Raw genomic sequence first — 22816 nt, 5'->3', positions numbered from 1 at the left:
GCGCCCTCTTCGCCTTGGGGTGACGGGGGGGGCGGTTCCGGACACATTCCCCTTTTCCCCCGGTAATTGTGGTACAACATGACATGGATTTCACAGGGTCCGCCGGGCCCAAGGAGGTTGTTGTGAAGTGTTCCATGAGAGCGAATCTGCGCGGGTGGGGAATGCTTTTGGCCCTGGCGGTTGCGCCGCTGGCGTTGACGGGGTGTTTCAACACGCCCCCCACGGAGACCGAACTTTCCGCGGTGGAGAAGCAGGTTTTCGACGCGATCAACAGCATCCGCCAGGCAAACGGCCTGTACGCGCTGACGACGCAGGCGGGACTGGGCGGGGTGGCGCGGGCGCACAGTGAGGACATGCTGGCGCGGGACTATCTCAGCCACGTCAACCCCGAGGGGAAGAATCCGGGCGACCGGATCGCGGACACGGGGATCGCCGTGACCGCGTGGGGCGAGAACATCGCCATGGCGCAGGGGCTGGCGGACCCGGTGGACGCGATTGTGGAGGGGTGGATGAACAGCGAGGGGCACCGGGCCAACATCCTGCGCACGACGTTTACGCACACGGGGGTGGGGGTGGCGCAGTCGGGCGACACCTTCTACTTCACCCAGGTCTTCGCGACCCTGCCCGCCGCCAAGAGCGCCGCGGAGCCCGCCCTGGGCTGGCTGGACGTCCTGCGGTCGCTAATCTTGCCCGGCGGGTGAGGACCGGCCATTTCAGGAGGATGTCGCTCACCGGCACAGAGGTGACACGGGCTTCCAGCCCGTGGTGTGGGTCATGGATGCGGCCCAAGAATCACGGGCTGGAAGCCCGTGTCACCCCGGCGCGCGTTCCCGGAATCTCTCTTCAAGTATGAATTCCCATCCGTGATTTCCATCAGTCTATGCGGAGCACGAGGCACTTGAGGTAGGCCGTCTCCGGCATGGCCAGGAGCACGGGGTGGTCGGGCGACGCGCCGCGCAGCTCCAGCAGGCGGGCGGAGCGCCCGGCGCTGACAATGGCGCGCTTCACCGTCTCCAGGAACATGGACTCGTCCACGAAGTGGGAGCAGGACGAGGTCACGAGGAATCCGCCCTCCGGGGCGATGCGGGCCACGGCGGCGGCGTTCAGGGCCTGGTAGCGGCCGAGGGCCTTGGCCGCCTGGGCGCGCGTCTTGGCGAAGGCCGGGGGGTCCAGGATGACCACGTCGTAGGGGGCGCCGCCCGCCAGCGTCTTCTCCACGTCGCCGCACAGCACGGCGCACTTGTCCGCCACGCCGTTCAGTTCGAGGTTCCTTTGCGCCTGCTCCACGGCTGCGGCGGAGCTGTCCACGGCGGTGACGGCCGCCGCGCCGCCCAGGGCGGCATGGCAGGACCAGAAACCGTGGTAGCAGTGGCCGTCAAAGACGCGGGCGCCCCGGGCGAGCTCCCGCACCAGCGGCCAGTTGCGGCGCTGGTCCAGGAAGAGCCCGGTCTTTTGCGACGCGCCGAGGCGCAGCTCGGCGCGCACGCCGTCCACCTCCAGCTCCAGCGCCTCGGGCAGGTCGCCGAAACGGCGCACCACGCCGCCCAGCTCGAAATGCACGGCGGTGACGCCCTCCCCGGCCATCAGGCAGTCCGCGATGAGCTGGGACCGGTCGAAATAGAACTGAGACGAGGCGCGGGCCACCGCCACGCTGCCGTAGCGGTCCACCACCAGCCCGGGCAGGCCGTCGCTGTCGCCGTAGACCCACCGGAAGACGTCCGACCCGGCGAAGAGCCGCCGGCGCAGTTCCAGGGCCGCCGCCAGCCGCCGGGAGAAGAAGGCCGTGTCCGGATCGTCGGCGTGGCGGCTGAAGACGCGCACGGCGATGCCGCCGTCGGCCTGGTAGAAGCCGCGCCCGACGAAGCGGCCGTTGTGCGCGAGCACGTCCACCACCTGGCCGTCGGCCAGTCCGTCGGGGACCGCGGCGAACTCATTGCGGTAGGCCCAGCAGTGGCCGCGGAGGATGCGGCGCTCCTCGCGGGGATTCAGGGTTGCGGCGGGGGTGTCGTTCGGCATTGTCGGGTCTCCATGAAAAGGCGCGGGGCGGTCCGCCAACTGCGGATCCGCCGCCGCGCGGGGATGTTCGTGTCGGTGCGGGGTCAGCCGCGCTTGGAAAGGACCTTGGCCTCGTAGCTCAGGATGTCGGCCATCCAGGCGCCGCCCGCGGGCACGCCCTGGCGGACGCAGTACTGGTCCCACACGGCGCCGGAGGGCAGGGCCTTCAGCTCCTCCAGCAGGGCGAGGCGCTCGCCGTAGCGGCCCTCGGCCTCCAGCTGTTTGAGGGAGTCCGCGGGCTCCAGCAGCGCGATGAGCAGGGCCCGGACCATCACGCGGGTGCCCGTGACCCACGCCGCGAGACGGTTGATGCTCGCGTCGAAGTAGTCCAGCCCGATGTGCACGCGGGACTCGAAGTTGTTGCGGACGATCTCCTCGGCGATGGCGCGGATCTCATCGCTCAGGACGATGACATGGTCGCTGTCCCAGCGGACGCCGCGGCTGACGTGGAGCAGCACCTCGTCGAGGTAGAGCAGCACGGAGCTGAGCTTGTCCGAGATGACCTCCGTCGGGTGGAAGTGCCCCGCGTCGAGGCAGAGGAGCAGGTTGTTGCGCAGGGCGTAGCCGAGGTAGAACTCGTGGGAGCCGATGACGCAGCTTTCGGAGCCGATGCCGAAGAGCTTCGACTCGACGGCGTCCAGGTTGTGCGCCCGGTCCAGGGGGGCGGCGAAGACGGCGTCCAGCGCCTCGCGCAGGATTTCGCGCGAGCGGTAACGGTTCACGGGGATGTCCTTGAACCCGTCCGGGATCCAGAGGTTCGTGACGCACGGCGTGCCCAGGGCCTTGCCGATGGCCGCGCCGATGACCCGGCTGGCGGCGCAGTGGTCAATCCAGAACTTCCGCACGGCGGGGTCGTAGTGCGCCAGGGTGAACCCGTCGTCGGCCAGCGGGTGGCCGAAACACGAGGGGTTGAAGTCCATGCCGAGGCCCAGGGACTTCGCCCAGTCAATCCAGCCCTGGAAATGCTCCGGCAGGAGGGCGTCGCGGTCCACCTTCTTGCCGCCCGTCTCGGCGTACATGGCGTGGACGTTGAACCGGTGCTTTCCGGGGATCAGGCCGAGGGCCTTCTCCGCGTCCGCGCGGAGCTCCTCCGGCGTGCGCGCCTTGCCGGGGTAGTTCCCCGTGGCCTGGATGCCCCCGCCGGACGCGGCGGACAGGTTCTCGAACCCGCCCACGTCGTCCCCCTGCCAGCAGTGCAGGGAAATGGGGATTTTTGCGAGGCGGGCCATGGCCGCCTCCGTGTCCACGCCGAGGGCGGCATACCGTTCGCGGGCGAGGTCATACGCGCCCTGAATCTGCTTTTCGCTGGGGGAGACAAACATGGCTGACCCTTTCCTTGGTGATGCGTCCCGCTCTCGCGGGGGCCGCGGATGCCTAGAAGCCTATTGTATGTGCCGGAGGCGGGCCGAGGCAATTTCCCCCTGAACCGGCGGGGGAGGGGGAGTATGAACACCGATGGACAGGATAAATAGGATTTGTTCTTATCCTGCCCATCCTGTCCATCCATGTTGAACCTCTTTCCATTTCCTTATTCTTTTGTTCTTCTCTGTGCGTTCCATCATGCCGCCGGTGTGACGTAAGGCCCAAAGACAAGGCCGCCGGGACGGCGGCGCTACGGGCGTGGGCCTTTCTCCGTAGCGCAGGCGTCCCGCCTGCCCTGTCCGGGGTGCGGGGGCGCATGAATAGGAACGGACAGGATAAACAGGATTTGTTCTTATCCTGCCCATCCTGTCCATCCATGTAAAAACGGTCTTGTGCTTCGCCGCGTCCGCTACAGGGTCCATCCCTCGCGGTAGGCCTTGTGGACGAATTTGGTGGCCTTTTCGTTGTCCTTGAAGGTCATGGAGGCTGCGTCCCAGTGGAGTTTCACGCCGGGGACCCGCTTGGCGACGTTGCCCAGCAGGCACATCTCGGTGAGGGGGCCGGCGTAGTCGAAGCCGGCACAGGCGGGGCGGTCCTCCTTGATGGCGGCGATCCACCCCTCCTCGTGGGAACCCTTGATGCGGGGGATGCTCTCGGGCGCGGGGAGCGTGCCCTTGAACTTGTCCTGCGGCAGGAGCATGGGGCTGTTGGCGTAGATGCCCGCCGTGAGGAAGCCGTCGTCGCCCTCCATGAGGATGCCGCCCTCATTCTCGCCGAGGAGGCGGCTGTTCTCGATGCCGGGGTATCCCGGGGGCATGAGGCCGTCGTACCACATGAGCTCCACGGGGGGCATGTCGCCGCGGGCGGGGAAGTTGAAGCGCACGAGCCCGGCCACGGGGTGGGTCTCGTCGTTGAGGTCCGTGCAGCTTGCCTCGATGGTCTCGGGCGCGCCGAGCTTGAGCGCCCAAAAGATGACGTCGAGGGTGTGCACCCCGCGGTCGCCCATCATGCTGCACCCGAAGTCGAGCCAGCTCCGCCAGGTGAGGGGGTGGTAGGTGGGGTGGTAGGGGCGCATGGGCGCGGGCCCGATCCAGAGGTCCCAGTCCATGCCCTCGGGCAGGGGCGGGGTTTCCGCGGGCCGCACGCCGAGCTGGGAGCTCCAGTAGGCGTGGCCCCAGGGGTAGTAGCAGATGCTGGACCACGCGGCCACCTTGCGCACCGGGCCGATGGCGCCCGACCAGACCCACTCGCAGAGCTTGCGCATGTCGTCGGACGAGTGCCCCTGGATGCCCATCTGCGTGCGCAGCCCGGACTTCGCGGCCTCCTCGGCCACCTTGCGCGCCTCGAAGACCGTGTGGGTGAGGGGTTTCTGGCAGTAGACGTGCTTTCCCGCGCGCAGGGCCGCCAGGGTGATCACGGCGTGGGTGTGGTCCGGCGTGGCGATCAGCACGGCGTCCACGTCCTTCTCCTTGTCCAGCAGCTCGCGGTAGTCCTTGTAGCGGCGCGCCTGCGGATACTCGGCGAAGGTCTTGGCGGCGTAGATATGGTCCACGTCGCACAGGGCCACGATGTTCTCGCCGCTCATGGCCTTGAGGTTGTGGGCGCCCATGCCGCCCACGCCGATCCCCGCGATGTTGAGCTTGTCGCTCGGGGCGGTGAACCCCGCCCCGCCCAGCACGTGCCGGGGGACGATGGTGAAGGCGGACGCGGCGGCCAGGCCCGCGCCGGCGCCCAGGAAGGAGCGGCGGTCCAGTTTTTCCATGATGCGTGTTCCCGTGGTCGGTGGTTGCGGCACGGCGCGTCCCCGGCGGACGCGCACCGGGGATAGTATACGGCGAAGGCGGGGAGAAAGACACGGGGAACCACGGAACACACAGAACACACGAAAAACGGACAAGATAAACCGTGTCAGGGGCTCAGTTTTTGTCCGTGTCCGTCCGTGCGGGTCCGTGTTCGTCCGTGGTCCGTGGGCGCCCCGCCCTATTCTCCGAGGTCGAGGGCCTGGGCCATGCGCTTGGCCTGCTTGATGTCCATCTTGCCGGTGCCGAGGACGGGGATGGCCTCGATGCGGTAGAAGTTGTTCGCCTTGGGCTTCCAGAGGTTGGGCAGGTCCGAGGCGTCCAGCTTCTCCAGCAGCTCGTCGAGCTGCGCGTCCTCCAGGATGTGGAGGACGACGAGGCGCTCGCCCTTGGCGGTGTCGGGCACGCCCGCGACCACGAGGGACTGCTCGGTGAGGCCGAGCAGGGCGTGCAGGCTCTCCTCCACGCGGGTGTGGGGCACCATCTCGCCGGCGATCTTGCTGAACCGCGCGATGCGGTCCGTGATGGTGATGAAGCCCTCGTCGTCGAGGGCGGCGATGTCGCCCGTGGCGTACCAGCCGTCGCGCAGCACTTTCGCGGTGCGCTCCGGGTCGGCCAGGTAGCCCTTCATGACGTTGGGCCCCTTCACCAGCAGCTCGCCCGCCTCGCCCGCGGGCAGGTCCGCCCCCGTGTCCGGGTCCGCCACGCGCACGGCCTGCCCGGTCATGGGCCGGCCGATGGAGCCGTGCTTCAGGTTGCGCACGAAGAAGCCCGGCGAGGGGCAGTCGGGGCTGTTGACCGAAACGCCGGGGGCGCACTCGGTGGTGCCGTAGCCCTCGACGGGGACGATGCCGAACTTCTCGTTGAAGGCGTCGCGGACGCGGGCGGGCAGTTTCTCCGCGCCGCCCACCACGAAGTCGAGGGACTTGAGCTGGCCCGGCTCGCAGCGGCGGATGAAGCCCTGGAGGAAGGTGGCGGTGCACACCATGATGGAGCCGCCGTGCTTCTCGATGAGGTTGCCGATGGCCTTGGGCTCCAGCGGGTTCGGATGGAACACGGAACGGATGCCCGCCAGGAGCGGGGTCCACAGGCAGACGGCGTAGCCGAAGGAGTGGAACAGGGGGAGGAAACCCACCACGCAGGAGTTCCAGTTGTGGGGGAAGACCTCCTGCGCGGACTCGACGAGGGTCATCACGTTGCGCTGCGTGAGCATGACGCCCTTCGGCTCGCCCTCGCTGCCGCTGGAGAAGATGACGGTGGCCAGGTCCTCGTCGGTCCGGCGCGCCGCGCCGAGGATGCGGTCCAGCAGGTGCACGGGGGCGAACAGTGCCAGAAGCATCCCGATGACCCGGTCGCGTCCCGTGACGGATTCCCGGATGTCCTCCAGGTAGACCGGGGTGCCGGGCACGTCCAGGGGAAGGCGCTCCAGGAACTTTCGCGATGTGAGGGTGTGCGTGATGCCGCAGCGGCGGGCGCAGGAGGCGATGGTCTCGGAGGTCGCCGTGTAGTTGAGGTTCACCGGAATTTTCCCGAGCATCTGCACCGCGATGTTCGCCAGCGCGCCGCCGACGGTCGAGGGCACGAGCAGCCCCACCATCTCGCCGGGCCCGAGGATCTTTCTCAGTTTGCGCGCGAACACGATGGCCCCGACCAGGGCCTTGAAGTAGGAAAGCTCGCCCGAGAGCCCGTCCGCCGTCGCCATGAAGCGCAGGCGGCGGCGCGCCATGCGCACAAACCCGTGCTGCAGCAGGCGGTACGCGTAGGGCCGGTGGAGATAGGCCTCCATGCCCTCCACGCCGACGGCGTGGCGCACGGCCACCGCCGGGGTGCCCGCCGGGAGCGGCGCGCCGAAAGCCACCTGCACCGGGTAGCGCAGGCGTCCCCACCAGCGCCACTGGAGTCTGTTGTCGCGGAAGATGTACACGCGCTCCCACAGGCGGGTGATGGAGACGGGAATCACGGGCGCGCCCGCCTCCGCCGCCAGGGCGTGGTAGTCGCGGAACCAGGGCACCTCGAGCCCGTCGGCGTGGAGCTGGCGCTCGCGGCTCACGCACACGATCCAGCCCTCCGCCAGCATCCGCCGGACGGCGGCCTCCGCCTCGTGCAGGCCCTCCTCGGTGGACGTGTCCACGGGCAGCAGGTGCAGGCACTTGCCGAGGCGGCGCACCCAGGCATGCTCCAGGCCGCGCCGCTCCAGCACCACGACCACCTCGCGCTCCGTGGCCATCTGGAGCGGCAGGGTGTCAATCAGGGAGTCATGGTCCGCCACAAGCAGGGCGGGCCCGGCCTCGGGGAGCTGGTTTCGTCCGGTCACCATGAGGCGGAACAGGATGCCGTCGAGCGGCCAGAGCAGGGCGCGCAGCACCAGCAGGGGGATCCGCCAGGCGATGTAGACACCCATGCCGAGGGAGACCATGCCGAGGATGAAGAAGACTTGGAGCGGGGTGAGTCCAATGCGGCGGAGGCCCAGGAGGAGCCCGCCCGCCGCGGCCATGCCGACAAAGGTCAGCATGTTGGTCGCGGCGATGATGCCCCCCTTCATCTGGCGCGGCGCGCGCTGCTGGAGCGTCGCCGCGAGGGGCACGTCAAAGACGCCCGCGAACGCGCCCAGCGCCGTCGCCGCCGCTGTCAGGAAAAGGAAGTAGCCCCCCGCCTGCACCAGCGTGCCGCCGACCGCGCCGTCCGCGCCGCCGACCAGCGGCAGAACCACGGCTGCCACGGCGGGCACCAGGGTGGACTCGATGACGGCTTTCGGGATGGAGACCAGCACACCCGTGACGGCCATGCCCACCGCGCCGATGAGAATGAATCCCTGCTCGATCTTGCCGCGCGACAGATAGCCCGCCACAAGGGCGCCCGCGCCGATACCCAGCGCCACCGCGGCCAGCAGGATGGAGTTGCGCGTCGCGCTGTAGTCCATCACGGTCAGGGAGTAGGTCGTGATGGCGTTGCGCGACAGGGTGCCCGCGAACCAGAAGTAGGTGTAGCCGATGGTGACATTGAGCAGCACGGAGTCCGACCAGATCACGCGCAGGTAGCGCCCCATGCCCGACCAGGGCATCAGGGGGATGCGCTGTTGGGGGTTGGCCGCCGGGGGGCGCGTGATCAGCAGGGCCGTCAGGGTGCCCACCACGGAGAGCCCCGTCAATATCACCGAGGCCTTGTAGGGGGCCCCGCGGCACCATTCGAAGACCGGCCCCGCGATGCCGACCCCCACGATGATGGAGACCACCGTGCCCATCTGGAGGATGCCGTTGCCCCAGGACAGGCGGGATTCGGGGAGCATCTCCGGCAGCAGTCCGTATTTGGCCGGGCTGAACATGGTGCTCTGCGTGGCCATGAGGAAGAGGACCACCCAGAGCGCGGGCACGTGGGCGACGTAGAACGCCACCCCGCCCAGGATCATGATGACAATTTCGAGGTATTTGGTGTACTGGGCCACGGTCCCCTTGCTCAGCCGGTCGGCCAGCGCCCCGAAGAACGAGGGGAACAGAATGAAGGGCAGGGAGAACAGGACGGTGGCCGCGTTGGGGACAAAATCCCCCGACTTGAACGTCAGGCCGAACAGGGAAATCTCCGCCGCCCCCGCCACGCCGTCCACGGCGTAGTGGGCCTCCAGCAGGAAATAGATGATGATGTATTGAAACAGGTTGTCGTTGAACGCGCCCTGGAACTGGGTGGCGAAGAGCCCCCAGAACCCCCTGCGGGGGTAGGCGTCCATGACGGCGGTCCGGCCGGATTTTCCTGGCATGGGGCGGTTCTCCCTAACCGCCGGGCGCGCCCGGCGGGGGTGGGTGTTTTTGCGTGTCAGCCCTGGTTAACCCCGGTGACCCCTGCCCGCAATTCCTCCAGCTGCCGGATCAGTGCCCGGCACTGGGCGTCTGTCAACGGCCGGCAGGCCTCATGCACCGCCTTCCGGTAGGCCGGCTCCACCGTGTCCACCATGGTGCAACCCCGGTCCGTCAGCTCCACATGGTAAATGCGGCGGTTCCCCGCCACGGCCACCCGGCGCACCAGCGCCTTGGCCTCCAGCTTGTCGAGCACGGAGGTGATGCTGGCCCGCGTGACCACGAGGCGCTTGCTCAGGTCGGACTGGGTCCAGTCCCGCATCTTGTACTTGAGGGCGAAGAGGACGTTGAACTGCGCTTCTGTGAGCCCGTAGCGTCGAAAAAGCGTGTTTCCCTGGAGCGACATGAGGTTCGCGGTCCGCACAACATTGAGGATGAGCTCATGCCGGATGTCGTCCATGGGCCGTTCGAGCTGAAGTTCCTGGTTGAGCGACATGGCGAATTCTCCGGGTTGGCCGGTCTGTTCCGGTTCTTCCGCCCACATTGTAAGCGCAGCCATTGTTAGAAGTCAAGCGGTAGGGGGAGGCCCGGATTGCCGGATAAGCGACGGCCTATGTGTCCGCTCCAGGGCGCGGCAAGCGGCGCCCCTACGGGCGGGGATTCCGTGCTGTTGCGTGGGCCCCGGTTCACGCATGTGGGGGCGCCGCTTGCCGCGCCCTCTTCTTTCCCGGCAGGACCGTCTCACCCGGTAGGTGAGGTGCATCCCTTTCACGACAGCGCGCCTTCCCCTGCGCGTTCACATAACGCACCTGATCCCGTCCCCCGCCTTATCCGGCGATCAGGGGGGAAAAGAAAACCGGGCGCGCGGCCGAAACCGCGCGCCCGGAGGGAATAACGGGGGGAGTTACAGCAGTTCGGCGATTTGGACGGCGTTGGACGCGGCGCCCTTGAGGAGGTTGTCGGCGACCACCCACATCTCCAGCGCGCTGGGGTGTGAAACGTCCTCGCGGATGCGGCCGACGAAGGTGTCGTACTGGCCGGCGGCGTTGACGGCCAGCGGGTAGAGCTGGGCGGCCGGGTCGTCCTGCACGATGACGCCGGGGGCCTTGCGGAGGAGTTCGCGGGCCTGGCCGGCGGTCAGCTTCTTCTCGGTCTCCACGTTGACGGACTCGCTGTGGCCGGTGTGCACGGGGACGCGGACCGTGGTGGCGGTGACCATGATGGAATCGTCGCCCATGATCTTCTTGGTCTCGTTGATCATCTTCATCTCTTCGCTGGTGTAGCCGTTCGCGGTGAAGGCGTCCGACTGCGGGATCTGTGGGATCACGTTGAAGGCGATCTGGTGCGGGAAGATCTTCGGGGGGTACGGGCGCCCCTCGACCAGGGCCTTGGTCTGCCCGGCCAGCTCGCCGAGGGCGGCGCTGCCCGCGCCGGAAACGGCCTGGTAGGTGGCCACGACGACGCGCTTGATGCGGGCGGCGTCGTGCAGGGGCTTCAGAACCACGACCATCTGGATGGTCGAGCAGTTGGGATTGGCGATGATACCCTTGTGCTTTTGGATGTCGCCGGGGTTCACCTCGGGCACCACCAGCGGCACCCCGGGGTCCATGCGCCAGGCGCTGGAGTTGTCCACGACGACGCAGCCGGCCTTGGCGGCCGACGGGGCGAAGCGCTTGCTCGTGCCGCCGCCCGCGCTGAACAGGGCGATGTCCACGCCGTTGAACGAGTCGTCGGACAGCACCTCGACGGGGAGGTCCTCGCCCCTGTATTTCAGGGTCTTGCCGCGGGAGCGCTCCGACGCCAGAAGCTTGATGGACTTCACGGGGAAGTTCCGGTCCTCGAGGACCCGCAGCATTTCCCGTCCGACGACGCCCGTGGCGCCGGCCACTGCAACAACCTTGCCGCTCATGGTGTGGTGCTCCTTCGTTGGTTCCGTGGGGAGGGCCAAGACGCCCAGATACACAAACATTCCGTCCGTGCGCGGCCCATGGGCCGACGCGCGCGACGGAATGCACTTCGGTCGTGTGATTATACCCCATTTCAGGGGAGAAAATCGAAAAAGACCCCGGTTGCCGGGGCCACGGGCGCCGGGCCGTGCGAGGTGCAGGCGCGGCGGTCAAGAGACGGCTTCGCTTCGCTCGCCCTGACGGGTGTAGTCGGGGTCGTGGCGGGCACGAGATTGCTTCGCTTCGCTCGCAATGACTGAAAACGCCCGTCATTGCGAGCGAAGCGAAGCAATCTCGTGCCCGCCAACGCCCCGGTCCGCGCTCTGGGTCAGCGCGGCAATCCCTTGTCGGAACGTCTCAGGCGCGTGCTATTCCCCGGGGATCAGCCCTTCGGGCCGGGGCGGACCCGCGTAGGGCTTGGCGCCCCTGGGCCCGGCGATTACGGGGTCGGGCGGTCCGGGGAGCGCGGCGGCCTCGGCGGCGGGCGGCTGGATGAACCCGTAGTACCGGCCCATCCAGTAGTCCTCCAGCCAGACGGCGGGGGAGAGGACGGTGCGGCCGCCGGACCCGCCGTCGTGGGGCAGGGCACTGCGGCTGTCGTATTTGGGGCCGGAATCGCGCGGGGTCATGGCGCGCGTGCCGCCGCCGTAATTCGGCAGGTCGGGAACGGGGTCGAGGTCGCTCCGGTGGGAGTTGCTGTAGCTGTGGGTGCGCAGGTCGAGGGGCCACTGGCGGAGGTGGTCCGCCGCGTCCGTCGTGTCGCAGTCATTGCCCGTGGCGGCGCTGTAGACGAAGGCGTACCAGGGCACGCGCTCCATGCGCTTGACGGCCCAGCTCCGCTCGAGGCTCCGCAGGTAGATGGTCCGGAGCACCGGGTCTTTCGCGTATCGCAGGAGGACGAAGTAGCTCTCAAAGGCGAGGCGGTCGTCCCACGGGGTGATGAACTCCGGCGGGAAGGTGAGCTTCTGCTTGCCGATGTGGCGGTGGTAGCCCCACTCCACGGTCTGGCGGAGGGCGGCGTCGTATTTCGGGTCGCCCGTGACGCCGCCGGCCACGGTGGCGAAGGTCTGGGCCTGGAGGCCGTTCAGGCCGATGGCGTAGGCCCCGTAGGGGCGCAGGAGGTATTCGGGGTCCCAGCGGCCCCAGCGCGTCATCTCGCCGTTGCCGTCGCGGAGCTTCCAGCCGTTGCCGATGATGTGGTCGGCGATGCGCCGCAGGTGCTCCGCGGCGCGCTGTTTGTCCGCCCCTTTGGCCGCATAGTCGTGGAACACGCCCACGGCGTAGAAATGGGCGACCACCTCGTCGCTCGACGTGTCGCCCTTCCACTCGAAGCGGGGGTCGGCGGCGGGGAACCACCGGGCGGGCAGCCCGCCGGAGCCGTGCTGCGACCGCTCCCCGGCGTCCGCGCCGGGCACCCAGATCGCGCGGGCGATGAGACCCGGCACGCCGGTGACCTCCTCCAGCCAGGCCATGGCCTGGAAGGTGTTCACGGCCTCGGCGCGGGCCGCCTCGTCGCCCGTGGCGGCGTACTTGAAGGACATGGCGGCGAGGTAGGGGGCCGTGTGGCCGCCGTCGTTGTCGCTGATCTCGCGGACCCAGCCCAGTTCATCCCCGCCCCAGTGGAGGACATGCGTGAAGCCGAGGCGCTTGTGGCCCCACTCCTCCAGGTGCCGCTCGTAGAACTTCGCCTTCGCCTCCAGGGTCCACGGCGTGTAGTGGAGGACCGCCAGGCCGCCGTCGGTGGCGACATAGACCGTCTTGTCCCCCGCCGCCACGGCGTTCACGCGGCCGTCGGGCAGCCAGAGCCCCTCGCCGAAGAAGTGGAAGTCGCCGTCGCGGGTCATGCGGACCGCGCCCCGGCTGGTGCCGATCCAGAGGTCGCGGTCGAAGCCCCGGGCGAGGCAGGTGGTGTCCTCGAAGGGGAGGCCGCCGGCGCCGTCGAGCGTGGTCAACGACATGCCGCGCAGCACGCCCAGCCCGCGGTCGGTCGCGATGAAGAGGCGGCTTCCGAGGGACGCCAAATCGCGCACCACGGGCGAGGGCAGCAGCCCCCAGTCCGCCACTTCCGGGGTGACGGCCAAGCCGTCGAACATGACCACCTGCCGCGGCCGCAGGCCGTAGACCGTGCCGCCGTGGGATGCGATGCGCGACACGGGGCCAAAGGTCACCGGCTCGTCCAGCAGCTGGGTGCCGTCCTCCATGTCGTAGGTGGCGTTGTGGCTGCGGTAGCCGCCCTCGGGCGCGAAGGGCGTCAGGCCGTCCTCGCCGACGTGGAAGAGGTCCTGGCGCGTCGCGGCGACCACCCCGTCCCCGTGCAGGCAGACATCCACGACGGGCCGGTCGTCCACCCTGCGGAAGGCGTCCCCCTCGCGCACGAAGAGACCGCCCTTCGCCATCACCCACAGTCGGCCGTCCGGCGCGGCCAGCCGCTCCACGGCCTCCGGCGCGCCGGGCACCGTCTCCAGCGCCGTGCCCGCCACGCGGAACAGCGCGCCGTCGCGCACGGCGAAGGCGGCGCCGTCCGCCACGGCCACCGAGGTGACCGGGCTCTCCGTGGGAACGCGCTCCACCCATTCCTGGAGGAACGCGTCATCCGCCGCGGGGTCCCAGAACCGCTTTTCCGGCGGATGGACATACGGGTCGGCGGGGTCCGCCGCTCCTGCGCCGCCCGCGCACACCGCCGCCAGCAGCAGTGCCAGCGCCAATGGGGTCATGCCCCGGGATGTCTTCGCCATGGCCGGCCTCCTTGCGTTGCGTGTCGTTCCGCCAAGATACCATTTCCCTGACCCGCCGCGCCGGGAAATGGTGTCATCTTCCTGGAGAGAGGGGGATTTAACCACCGATGAACGGCGATGGAAGACACTTGTTGGGCGGCGGCGGCCCGCCAGTGAAGCGAAGCTTCCGTCCCTTTCCCCATCGGTGTTCGTCACTGTTCATCGGTGGTTTCCCTCTTTCCTGTCCGGGAGGGCGGACATTTCCGCCTGCGGGGCTGTTATACTGGATGGGTGCGGGGCGGTTCGCCCCGCGGGACGCCTCTTTTCAGGGAGAACAGACACCATGCGCGTGTTGGTGACCGGCGGAGCCGGGTTTATCGGGTCGTATCTGTGCGAGGAGCTGGTGCGGCGGGGGGACCAGGTGTGGGTGCTGGACGACCTGAGCACGGGCCGTTTCGAGAACATCGAGCACCTGCCGGAGATCACCTGCATCATTGACTCGACCATGAACCAGGAGATCGTGCGGGACCTCGTGCGCGAGGTGGACGTGGTGTACCATCTGGCGGCCACGGTGGGGGTGCAGCTGGTGGTAAACCACCCGATCCGCACGATTGTGAACAACATCCGGGGCACGGAGACGGTGCTGGAGGAGACCTGCCGCTACCGGCGCAAGCTGCTGATCACCTCGACGAGCGAGGTCTACGGCAAGGGCTCGCGGGACATCTTCCACGAGGAGGACGACCGGGTCATCGGCGCGACGGACAAGCACCGCTGGTGCTACGCCGCGTCGAAGGAGATTGACGAGTTCCTCGCGCTGGCCTACTGGCGCGAGAAGCGCCACCCCGTGGTCATCTCGCGCCTCTTCAACACCGTCGGCCCGCGCCAGACGGGCCGCTACGGCATGGTGATCCCCACCTTCGTGCGCCAGGCGCTGCTGGGCGAGCCGCTCACGGTGTTCGGCGACGGACAACAGACCCGCTGCTTCACCTACGTCGGCGACGTGGTGCCCGCGCTGGTCACGCTCATGGGCAGCGACGCCGTGAACGGGCAGGTGTTCAACATCGGGAACAACGAGCGGGTCTCCATGGAGGATCTGGCGACCCGCGTGATCGAGCGGGCGGGCAGCGCCTCCGTCCTCCGCTACGTGCCCTACGAGCAGGCCTACGGCCCGGGCTACGAGGACATGCGCCACCGCGAGCCGAGCCTGGAAAAAATCGCCCAGGCCATCGGCTACGCGCCCAAGACCAGCCTGAACGAGATCCTCGACATCGTCATCGCCGACATGCGCGCCCGCATCAAGCGCGGCGACTGATCCGCGTTTCTCCGGAGGTGCTCACACGGAGGCACTGAGTCACGAAGAGAAGAAAGGGGAGGGGACAGCAGGGAAGACCGGCTCCTTTTTCCCTGGTGCCTGTCGTTGTTGCCAAGCCCCGTCCAGCCCTCTTGTCTTGCGGCGGAGACTCTGGAGGAGGGGCTGCGGAAGATGTGGATCACGCGGAGCGGGTTAACGCCCAAAAGAAGGGGCGACACTCCGGACAGGGGGGCGGCCCAATCGTTTATTCCGTCTCACTTCTTTCTCTTCTCTCTTCTCCGCGCCCCCGTGGCTCCGTGTGAGTGTTCCCGCCTTTTCCGTCAGGCCTTGACGATTTTGCGGTAGCGGGCGCGGCGGTTCTCGAAGAGGCGGGTGCCGAGCTCGTTGAGCCGCCACTCCTCGTATTCCTGGTAGTTGCCCTGGAACCAGCGCACCTGTCCGTCGCCCTCGAAGACGAGGAGGTGGGTGCAGATGCGGTCGAGGAAGAAGCGGTCGTGGCTGATGACGAGGGCGCAGCCGCTGAAGTCGAGGAGGGCCTCCTCCAGCAGGCGCAGGGTGTTCACGTCGAGGTCGTTGGTGGGCTCGTCGAGGAGCAGGACGTTGCCGCCCTCCTTGAGCACTTTGGCGAGGTTGCAGCGGTTGCGCTCGCCGCCGGAGAGCTGGCCGGCCATCTTCTGCTGGTCCGCGCCGCGGAACCCGAACTGGGCGAGGTATTTCCGCAGGGGGATGCGCTCCTTGCCGAGGACCACCTCGTCCATGCCGCCGCCGATCTCCTCGAGGAGGCTGACGTCGTTGCGCAGGGCGGTGCGCTCCTGGTCGGCGTAGGCGAAGCGGACGGACGCCCCGAGGGTGACGCTTCCCGCGTCGGGCGTCTCCTGGCCCACGAGCATGCGCAGCAGGGTGGTCTTGCCGGTGCCGTTGGGGCCGATGATCCCCACGAGGGCCGCCTTGGGCACGATGAAGTCCAGCCCCTCGAAGAGCGCCTGCTCGCCGAAGCGCTTGGAGACGCCGTTGAACACGATCACCTGGTCGCCCAGGGGCGGCCCGGGGGCGATGCGCATGACGGCGTTGTCGCCGCGGGCGGCGGCGTTCTCGCGGGCGACGAGCTGCTCGTACTGGCCGAGGCGGGCGCGGCTCATCTCGCGGCGGGCCTTGTTGCCCATGCGGATCCAGTCCAGCTCGTGGCGCAGGGCGCGGCCGCGCGGCGAGCCGCCCTTCTCCTGGTCGGCGAGGCCCGCGAGCTTCTGCTCCAGCCAGGAGGAGTAGTTGCCCTCCCAGGGGATGCCGTGGCCGCCCTCCAGCTCCAGGATCCACTTGGTGACGTTGTCGAGGAAATAGCGGTCGTGGGTGACGATGATCACCGTGCCGGGGTAGTCGCGGAGCTGGGTCTCCAGCCAGTCCACCGTCTCGGCGTCCAGATGGTTGGTCGGCTCGTCGAGCAGCAGGAGGTCGGGGCGCTCCAGCAGGACCCTGCACAGGGCCACGCGGCGCTTCTCGCCGCCGCTGAGGGTGCCGACGAGGCGGTCGTCGTCGGGCAGGCAGAGGGCCTCGCCGGCCTGGGCCAGGCGCTGGTCCAGGTTCCAGGCGTCCGCCGCGTCCAGCCTGTCCTGCAGGGCGCCCATGCGGTCCAGGGCCTTCTGCATCTCGTCGTCGTCCGTGATCTCGCCCATGCTCATGGAGACGGCGTTGAACTCGTCCAGCAGGGCCATGGTGCCCGCGAAGGCCGCCTCGATGGTCTGGCGGACCGTCTTGTCCGGGTCGAGAACGGGTTCCTGGGCGACCATGCCGGCGGTGTATCCCCGGCTCAGCTCGGCGCGGCCCTGGAAATCGGGGTCCAGCCCGGCCATGATGCGCAGGACCGTGGACTTGCCCGAGCCGTTCTCGCCCACGATGCCGATCTTGGCACCGGGGTAGAAGCAGAGGTTGATGTCCTTGAGCACCTGCTTCTGGCCGTAGAACTTGTTCAGGCCGAGCATGGTGAAGATGAACTGTTCCGCCATGGGGGAGTCTCCCTGTTGGGCGCGCGCCGCGCCGCAGGCCAAGATTGTATACCGCGGCGGGCGGCCGCCGCGACCGGCAGGCTCTCCCGAGCATGCGAAGAGGGCGCAGCAAGCGGCGCCCCTACCTGCCCACGCCTCGGGTATGCACCCGTAGGGGCGCCGCTACGGGCGGAACGCCCGGTCTCTTCGCGTATGCCCGCGGCGCGCGCATGTAGGGGCGCCGCTTGCCGCGCCCTGGAGCGAACGCATGCGCCGTCGCTTATTCGGCGATCTTGGGCGCGAGGCGGGCGGTTGGAAGAAACGGCGCCCGGGGCATACAATGGGGCGGCGTCGCCGCCCGGCGGGCGCGCGAAAGGAGCGGGACCATGAAGAAGAGCATTGCTCTTGCGATGGCTGTGGCGGCGCTGGCATGCGCCGGGGGATGGGCGGCGGAGCGGTTCGAGGGCCGGCATTTCGGCGGCGCGGGGGACACGGACTACCTGCGGCTGCTGGAGACCAGCGCCCGCGTCTTCCACCCGGACCCGGAATACCAGGACATCGCCATGCTCTACACCCCGGTGTGGAACGGGTTTGTGGAGGGGCCCACCTGGGGCGCGTGGTGGATCCAGAACAGCTACGGCACCACCTACTGCGCGCTGCCGTTCCTCGCGGAGCCGCACACCACCTTCCTGCAAAACGCGCAGGACCTGTGGTTCTCCCACATCGGCGACGGAAAGACGGCGGGGGAGAAGGGATGGGTCGGGCCGGACGGCTGCCTCTGCGACGCCGCGTCGCCCACGCTGGTGTACCACAAGCAGGGCGACGGGCGCATTGACATCCACGACTGGGGCATGGAGTTCACGGCGGCCGGCGTGGTCATGCAGGCGGAGCTGCTTCTCATCAGCCGGGACGCCGCCGCCGCCGCGCGCTACCTGCCCCTGCTGGAGCGCAGCGTCCATTTCATCGAGACGCGCCGCGACCCGGAGAACGACCTGTTTCTCGCGGGGCCGGCGGGCAACCTGCTGGCGCCGAGCCACGCGGGCTGGAAGAAGCCCGACGGCACCTACGGCATGTCCTACCTCACGGGCCTGTCGGTGACGTACATCGCGGCGCTTGACCGGCTGGTGGAGCTGGAGAAGCTGGCGGGGAACGCGGAGAAGGCGGCGCTGTACGCGGGCCGCCGCGATTCGGCGCGGCGGGGGCTCGCCCGGATGGAGACGGACGGGGGGTATTTCATCAAGTCGTTGGACCCCGACGGCACGCGCCACGGCGTGTACGGCGCGGAGAAGCACGGCTATTTCGAGGCCGTCTGCAACCACGACGCCATGGCGTTCAACATTGTGGACGACGCACAGGCGCGGAAAACCTACGAGAAAATCGCGTCCATTCCCGGGCTGCGCCCGCATGATGTCATCATCACCAACTATCCCGGCCTTGACGACATGTACACGGAGCCCAAGGACTGGCTGTGGTCCTTCGGCACCTGGGTGAACGGCGGCCACTGGACCACGGCCGAGGCGCGCATGATCCTGGGGTACTGCCGCGTGGGGGCGCACGACGACGCGCGGCGCGCGGTGGCGCACCTGCTGGGCTTCGCCAAGCGGTGGCGCACCGACAACCCCCTGGTGGACTTCGGCAACAAGGTGTACCAGCCCAAGGAGCCGGTCAACTGCGTCTACGACAACTGGGGCGCGCCCGCCGCGCTCATCCGCGGCCTGTTCGAGTACCTCTACCGCGCCGACGGGCTGGAGTTGCGCCCGCACCTTCCCGCGGGGATCACGGAGCTCGACCAGCGCTTCCCCATCCGCTTCGGCGCGAAGCGCCTGTTCCTGTCGTCCACCGGAACCGGCCCCGTGACCGGCGTGCTCGTCAACGGCGCCCCCTGGAAATCCTTCGACGAGCGGTCGGTCTTTCTGGACCACGCCGGCACACCGGACACGGCGCGCGTGCAGATCCTGCTGGGCGGCGCCGAGGCCCGCGCCGTGCCGGATGCGCCGCCGTCCGCCGCGCCGCCGCCCGGCCTGCCCGCGGACCTGGAGCCGTTCCGGGCGCTGGAGGCGCGCCTGCGGGAAGCCGGTCTGGGCGGGACCTACGAGGCGGCCCACGCGCGGCTCATCCTGGACCATGTTGCGGCGGCGGCGGCGCGCCGGGAGATGCTCGCATCCGGCGCCCTGGAAAGGCTGCCCGGGGCCTCCCAGGCCGCCGCGGACCAGGCCTACACGGACACCGTCAACAAACTGGCGGAGGGGTTACGGGGCGTCCTGACGGCCTATGAGTCCTCCCCGGACGAAGGCAAGAAGCGGATCGCGTCCCTGTGGCGGGAGTGCGGGGGGAAATAAACGGGCCGCGAACCGTCAAGCGCCGCGCGGCCATTCTCACACGGCCAAGTCCATGGGAAGGTCGGAAATGTCCTTGAGGCGTTTGCCGTCCATCATGATCTTCAGGGACTCCAGGGCGTCCTCCGCCCCGAGCCCTTCCAGGGACGCGAGCAGTTCATACAGGGCGAAGTGGTAGACGCAGTCTATGTCGCCCGTGCCCAAGGCGATGGAGGAGAGGCGGCTGGGCATGGGTTCGCCGGTGACCACGACAATATGGGGCAGGTGTCCCTTCCGGTTCCGTATGAGGTTCAGTGCCTCCGACCGGCTGTTCTGGCTTCGGTCTGACCGGATGGTCCACTTGGACGAGATGCTGGCATGAAGCAGGGGCTTCCCGCCGTTTTTCCGGCGCAGGGCGGCCCGCAGGCAGGACCGGTCATCCACCAGGGCGGCGTCCCGGTTGATCTCCGCGTCCTCCAGAAGGTTCCGGACAACGATCACGTCCGGGGTGATGGTGTAGTCGCTTCCGAGGATGGCGGCCAGTTCGGGGCTCTTGCGGGTCGCCTCCTGAAGCTCGGTCAGGTGGGCGTACTGCTCATATTCGGCAATGGCCATACGATTGCGGTTGCCGACATGAATGATCTGCCAGTTTCCCGGACGCAGATTTGACAGTGCGGGGAACGTGGCCTGCAGAAACTCCGCCGTGACCGCCTCGAAAGCGCGACCGCTGGTCTGTCCCGCCAATTTCACCCCCACTTCCGCCTTGAGCCTTTCCGCGATTCCACGCGCCAGCTCCACGGAGAGGCGCGAGGCTTTGTCCGCATTGCTGGGGACGCCGTCCTTGTCCACCGTCAACACGTCGGCCAGAAGCCGCTTGTGGAAGAGTTTTCGTTCCTGGGACAAGAGGGCGGATGCTTCATGCCTCATGCGATTCTGACCTTTCTTCCCGCCGCGATCCGCAGGCATTCGGCAATTTGCGCCCCCACCGCCGCCGCCATGGGCGGGGGGAATGCGTTGCCGATCTGCCGGTAGGCCGCAGTCTTCCTCCCATAGAAGAGCCAACTGTCCGGAAACCCCTGCAGGCGTGCCGTCATTCTTGCGGTGAGGCGGGGCATTCCGGTGAATTCCGGGGGGGGCGCGGCGTCGGCAAGTCCGTTGCCGTCCACGCCGAGCGCGGCCCACTGCCGTTTGGCGCGGGTGGGCCCCAAGTCCGGTCCACCATGCTTCTTGCTTCCCCCGACAAGCGTGGGGGCGATGCCCGCCGCCTGCTCCCGCCAGGCGTCCGCGCCCCGCCACTCCCGCTCCGCCATCAGGTCATGCAGGCATTTGCCCACGCTGGGCGGGGGGACGGAGACCTTGTCCGGCCAGGAGAAGGAATCTGACAACTCCGCCTGAACGGCGACCAGAATCGCGCGCGGGCGCAGCTGGGGGACGCCGTAATCCGAGGCGTTCAGGAGCTTCCACCCGCCGACATACCCCATCTTCCCCAGCGTTGCCAGAAGGCCGGCGCGGTACTCGGCAAAGCGCGCGTCAAGAATCCCGCGAACATTCTCCAGAAGAACGGCGCGCGGTGCCGTCTCCTCCACCAGCCGCAGCGCCTCGGGGAAGAGATCCCGTTCGTCTTCCGGACCCAGCTGGCGTCCGGCGACGGAAAACGGGGGACAGGGAACGCCGCCGGCAAGAAGGTCCACGCCCCGGAAGGCGGTTGCGTCAAACTGCCGGACATCTCCCGCCGTGACGGTCCACAGGGGCCGGTTCAGGCGGAGGGTTTGACAGGCGTCCGGATCAATTTCAACGAGCCGGACATGATGGAAGCCCGTCTGCTCAAGCCCCAGCGCCTGTCCGCCGGCACCCGCGCATATTTCGATGGAAGACCAGCCGCTCATAGAAACACCCACCGGAAAATCTTTTCAGTATTATGCCAGAAACGGATGCCCGTGGCAACTGTTTGCAACTGCGGAGGGGAATCCGCGGATGGGCCGGCTACGCCTCTTCCTGGGCGAGGCGCTGCTGCTTGATCTTCATGAGGCGGCTGGTGTTGGAGCGCTCGGCCTCGTCCAGCTTGTTCTTGATGAGGTTGATGGAGGCGGCCATGCGGGGGATGAAGGTGTGCTCGAGGGCGTTGACGCGGCGGCGGGTCTTTTCGATCTCGGCGCTGAGGAGGCGCACGGTCTGCTCTAGCTCGGCCATCTTGAGGAGGCGGCCGATGAACTCCTTGAGGCCGGAGATGGCCTTGTCGAGCTCGGGGGAGGTGTGGACGCGGGAGTAGCCGCCGGCGGCCTCGCCGTAGGAGACCTCCAGCTCGGGGATGATGACGCTCATGATGCGGCGCGTCTTGACGGTGATGCTCATGTCCTGGCGGGTGTTGTCGAGGGCGTCCTCGGTGATACGGCGGGAGGAGGTGGCCTCGGCGAGGACGAAGTATTTGAGGACGGCGGGCAGCTCGCTGTCCACGGCGTGGCGGGCGGCCTTGTACTCCTTCGCGTAGCGCGAGAAGTCCTTCATCAGGCCGTCGAGCTTGTCCTTGAGCAGCTTGTGCCCGCGCTTGGCGACGACCAGCCGCTTGCGCAGCCGGAGCATCTCCATGCGCGTCGGGTTGACGGTTTGCGCCATGTGTCGGCACTCCTCATGTCCGGGGGGCGGGCGGCCGGTTCAGGGGGCCGCGCGCGCCGGTCACGCGTTCTCTTGTTTCGGCAGATATTTCTCGATGTACTCGTCGCGGACGCGCTTGAGCTCGGTCCGGGGCAGCAGGGCCAGGAGGTCCCATCCGATCTGGAGGCTGTCCTCGATGGTGCGGTTCTCGTCCTCGCCCTGGCGGATGAAGCGGTCCTCGAAGGCGTCGGCGAACTTCACGTAGAGCAGGTCAATGTCGCTGAGGGCGGACTCGCCGAGCACGACGGCCAGCTCCTTGGCGTTCTTGCCGCGGGCGTAGGCCGAGTAGAGCTGGTTCATGACGTTGGCGTGGTCCTCGCGGGTCTTGCCCTCGCCGACGCCCTTGTCCTTGAGGCGGGAGAGGGAGGGGAGGACGTCCACGGGCGGATAGATGCCCTGGGCGTGGAGGGACCGGTTGATGATGATCTGGCCCTCGGTGATGTACCCGGTGAGGTCGGGGATCGGGTGGGTCTTGTCGTCCTCGGGCATGGAGAGCACGGGGATCTGGGTGATGGAGCCCTCCTTGCCCTTGATGCGTCCGGCGCGCTCGTAGATGGTCGAGAGGTCGGTGTAGAGGTAGCCGGGGTATCCGCGGCGTCCGGGGACCTCCTTGCGGGCGGAGGAAATCTCGCGCAGGGCCTCGCAGTAGTTGGTGAGGTCGGTGAGGATGACGAGGACGTGCATGCCCTTCTCGTAGGCCAGGTACTCGGCCGTGGTGAGGGCGATGCGCGGGATGGCGATGCGCTCGATGGGCGGGTCGTCGGCCAGGTTGATGAAGAGCACGGCGCGCTCGATGGCGCCGGTGCGGCGGAAGTCGGCCTGGAAGAACTCGGACTCCTCGAAGGTGATGCCCATGGCGGCGAAGATCACGGCGAACTTCTCGCCGCCCTTGCG

15 protein-coding genes are annotated in these 22816 nt (G+C 68.2%); 3 read left to right on the top strand and 12 right to left on the bottom strand.

What is annotated here, in order from left to right:
• Nucleotides 1-134 precede the first annotated feature (134 nt).
• Nucleotides 135-701 carry a CAP domain-containing protein gene (locus GXY15_01630; GenBank protein ID NLV39912.1) on the top strand — a complete coding sequence of 189 codons (567 nt, stop codon included), beginning with the start codon at nucleotides 135-137 and terminating at the stop codon, nucleotides 699-701.
• Nucleotides 702-873: 172 nt separating this feature from the next.
• On the opposite strand, the gene GXY15_01625 is transcribed toward GXY15_01630, so the two are convergent.
• From GXY15_01625 to GXY15_01595, 7 genes are all read right to left on the bottom strand, one after another.
• Nucleotides 874-2016, bottom strand: a complete 1143-nt coding sequence (locus GXY15_01625) for a class I SAM-dependent rRNA methyltransferase (GenBank protein ID NLV39911.1) — start codon at nucleotides 2014-2016, stop codon at nucleotides 874-876.
• A gap of 83 nt (nucleotides 2017-2099) precedes the next feature.
• Nucleotides 2100-3377 (bottom strand): L-rhamnose isomerase, encoded by a 1278-nt coding sequence (locus tag GXY15_01620; protein NLV39910.1) that lies wholly within the window; start codon nucleotides 3375-3377, stop codon nucleotides 2100-2102.
• Between the two features lie 449 nt (nucleotides 3378-3826).
• Nucleotides 3827-5179: a Gfo/Idh/MocA family oxidoreductase gene (locus GXY15_01615; protein ID NLV39909.1), complete on the bottom strand. Its 1353-nt coding sequence runs from the start codon at nucleotides 5177-5179 to the stop codon at nucleotides 3827-3829.
• A gap of 218 nt (nucleotides 5180-5397) precedes the next feature.
• Nucleotides 5398-8967 (bottom strand): MFS transporter, encoded by a 3570-nt coding sequence (locus tag GXY15_01610; protein ID NLV39908.1) that lies wholly within the window; start codon nucleotides 8965-8967, stop codon nucleotides 5398-5400.
• Nucleotides 8968-9023: 56 nt separating this feature from the next.
• The gene (locus GXY15_01605) at nucleotides 9024-9500 is read right to left on the bottom strand and encodes a MarR family transcriptional regulator (GenBank protein ID NLV39907.1); all 477 of its coding nucleotides are present in this window, start codon (nucleotides 9498-9500) and stop codon (nucleotides 9024-9026) included.
• 408 nt (nucleotides 9501-9908) lie between these two features.
• Complete coding sequence (locus tag GXY15_01600; protein ID NLV39906.1) at nucleotides 9909-10913, bottom strand: aspartate-semialdehyde dehydrogenase; 1005 nt, start codon at nucleotides 10911-10913, stop codon at nucleotides 9909-9911.
• Between the two features lie 405 nt (nucleotides 10914-11318).
• Nucleotides 11319-13685 (bottom strand): hypothetical protein, encoded by a 2367-nt coding sequence (locus GXY15_01595; protein NLV39905.1) that lies wholly within the window; start codon nucleotides 13683-13685, stop codon nucleotides 11319-11321.
• A 322-nt stretch (nucleotides 13686-14007) separates the two neighbouring features.
• Here GXY15_01595 and GXY15_01590 point away from each other — a divergent pair, with 322 nt between their 5' ends.
• Entirely contained in the window at nucleotides 14008-14976 is a 969-nt protein-coding gene (locus GXY15_01590; GenBank protein ID NLV39904.1) for an NAD-dependent epimerase/dehydratase family protein, read from the top strand.
• Between the two features lie 320 nt (nucleotides 14977-15296).
• Here GXY15_01590 and ettA read toward each other — a convergent pair whose 3' ends face one another.
• Entirely contained in the window at nucleotides 15297-16976 is a 1680-nt protein-coding gene (gene ettA, locus GXY15_01585) for an energy-dependent translational throttle protein EttA (GenBank protein NLV39903.1), read from the bottom strand.
• Nucleotides 16977-17341: 365 nt separating this feature from the next.
• Between ettA and GXY15_01580 the strand changes: the two genes are divergently transcribed.
• The gene (locus GXY15_01580; GenBank protein NLV39902.1) at nucleotides 17342-19294 is read left to right on the top strand and encodes a hypothetical protein; all 1953 of its coding nucleotides are present in this window, start codon (nucleotides 17342-17344) and stop codon (nucleotides 19292-19294) included.
• A 36-nt stretch (nucleotides 19295-19330) separates the two neighbouring features.
• Here GXY15_01580 and GXY15_01575 read toward each other — a convergent pair whose 3' ends face one another.
• The 4 genes from GXY15_01575 to GXY15_01560 form a co-directional block, all read right to left on the bottom strand.
• The gene (locus tag GXY15_01575; GenBank protein ID NLV39901.1) at nucleotides 19331-20197 is read right to left on the bottom strand and encodes a restriction endonuclease; all 867 of its coding nucleotides are present in this window, start codon (nucleotides 20195-20197) and stop codon (nucleotides 19331-19333) included.
• On the bottom strand, nucleotides 20194-21156 hold the full coding sequence (locus GXY15_01570) for a DNA cytosine methyltransferase (protein NLV39900.1): 963 nt from the start codon (nucleotides 21154-21156) through the stop codon (nucleotides 20194-20196). The genes GXY15_01575 and GXY15_01570 overlap by 4 nt, the downstream gene beginning before the upstream one ends.
• Nucleotides 21157-21253: 97 nt before the next feature.
• Complete coding sequence (locus GXY15_01565) at nucleotides 21254-21883, bottom strand: V-type ATP synthase subunit D (protein NLV39899.1); 630 nt, start codon at nucleotides 21881-21883, stop codon at nucleotides 21254-21256.
• 60 nt (nucleotides 21884-21943) lie between these two features.
• Nucleotides 21944-22816, bottom strand: an 873-nt coding sequence (locus GXY15_01560) for a V-type ATP synthase subunit B (GenBank protein ID NLV39898.1), incomplete at its 5' end; no start/stop codon positions are given.

This window comes from Candidatus Hydrogenedentota bacterium (genome assembly GCA_012730045.1).
Lineage (GTDB): Bacteria > Hydrogenedentota > Hydrogenedentia > Hydrogenedentales > CAITNO01 > JAAYBR01.
This window is presented reverse-complemented; position numbering and strand designations above follow the sequence as displayed.

Bases quoted from the DNA above. Each gene is read 5' to 3' on its own strand.
- GXY15_01630 (NLV39912.1), top strand. From the start codon at position 135: ATGAGAGCGAATCTGCGCGGGTGGGGAATGCTTTTGGCCCTGGCGGTT.
- GXY15_01625 (NLV39911.1), bottom strand. From the start codon at position 2,016: ATGCCGAACGACACCCCCGCCGCAACCCTGAATCCCCGCGAGGAGCGC.
- GXY15_01620 (NLV39910.1), bottom strand. From the start codon at position 3,377: ATGTTTGTCTCCCCCAGCGAAAAGCAGATTCAGGGCGCGTATGACCTC.
- GXY15_01615 (NLV39909.1), bottom strand. From the start codon at position 5,179: ATGGAAAAACTGGACCGCCGCTCCTTCCTGGGCGCCGGCGCGGGCCTG.
- GXY15_01610 (NLV39908.1), bottom strand. From the start codon at position 8,967: ATGCCAGGAAAATCCGGCCGGACCGCCGTCATGGACGCCTACCCCCGC.
- GXY15_01605 (NLV39907.1), bottom strand. From the start codon at position 9,500: ATGTCGCTCAACCAGGAACTTCAGCTCGAACGGCCCATGGACGACATC.
- GXY15_01600 (NLV39906.1), bottom strand. From the start codon at position 10,913: ATGAGCGGCAAGGTTGTTGCAGTGGCCGGCGCCACGGGCGTCGTCGGA.
- GXY15_01595 (NLV39905.1), bottom strand. From the start codon at position 13,685: ATGGCGAAGACATCCCGGGGCATGACCCCATTGGCGCTGGCACTGCTG.
- GXY15_01590 (NLV39904.1), top strand. From the start codon at position 14,008: ATGCGCGTGTTGGTGACCGGCGGAGCCGGGTTTATCGGGTCGTATCTG.
- ettA (NLV39903.1), bottom strand. From the start codon at position 16,976: ATGGCGGAACAGTTCATCTTCACCATGCTCGGCCTGAACAAGTTCTAC.
- GXY15_01580 (NLV39902.1), top strand. From the start codon at position 17,342: ATGAAGAAGAGCATTGCTCTTGCGATGGCTGTGGCGGCGCTGGCATGC.
- GXY15_01575 (NLV39901.1), bottom strand. From the start codon at position 20,197: ATGAGGCATGAAGCATCCGCCCTCTTGTCCCAGGAACGAAAACTCTTC.
- GXY15_01570 (NLV39900.1), bottom strand. From the start codon at position 21,156: ATGAGCGGCTGGTCTTCCATCGAAATATGCGCGGGTGCCGGCGGACAG.
- GXY15_01565 (NLV39899.1), bottom strand. From the start codon at position 21,883: ATGGCGCAAACCGTCAACCCGACGCGCATGGAGATGCTCCGGCTGCGC.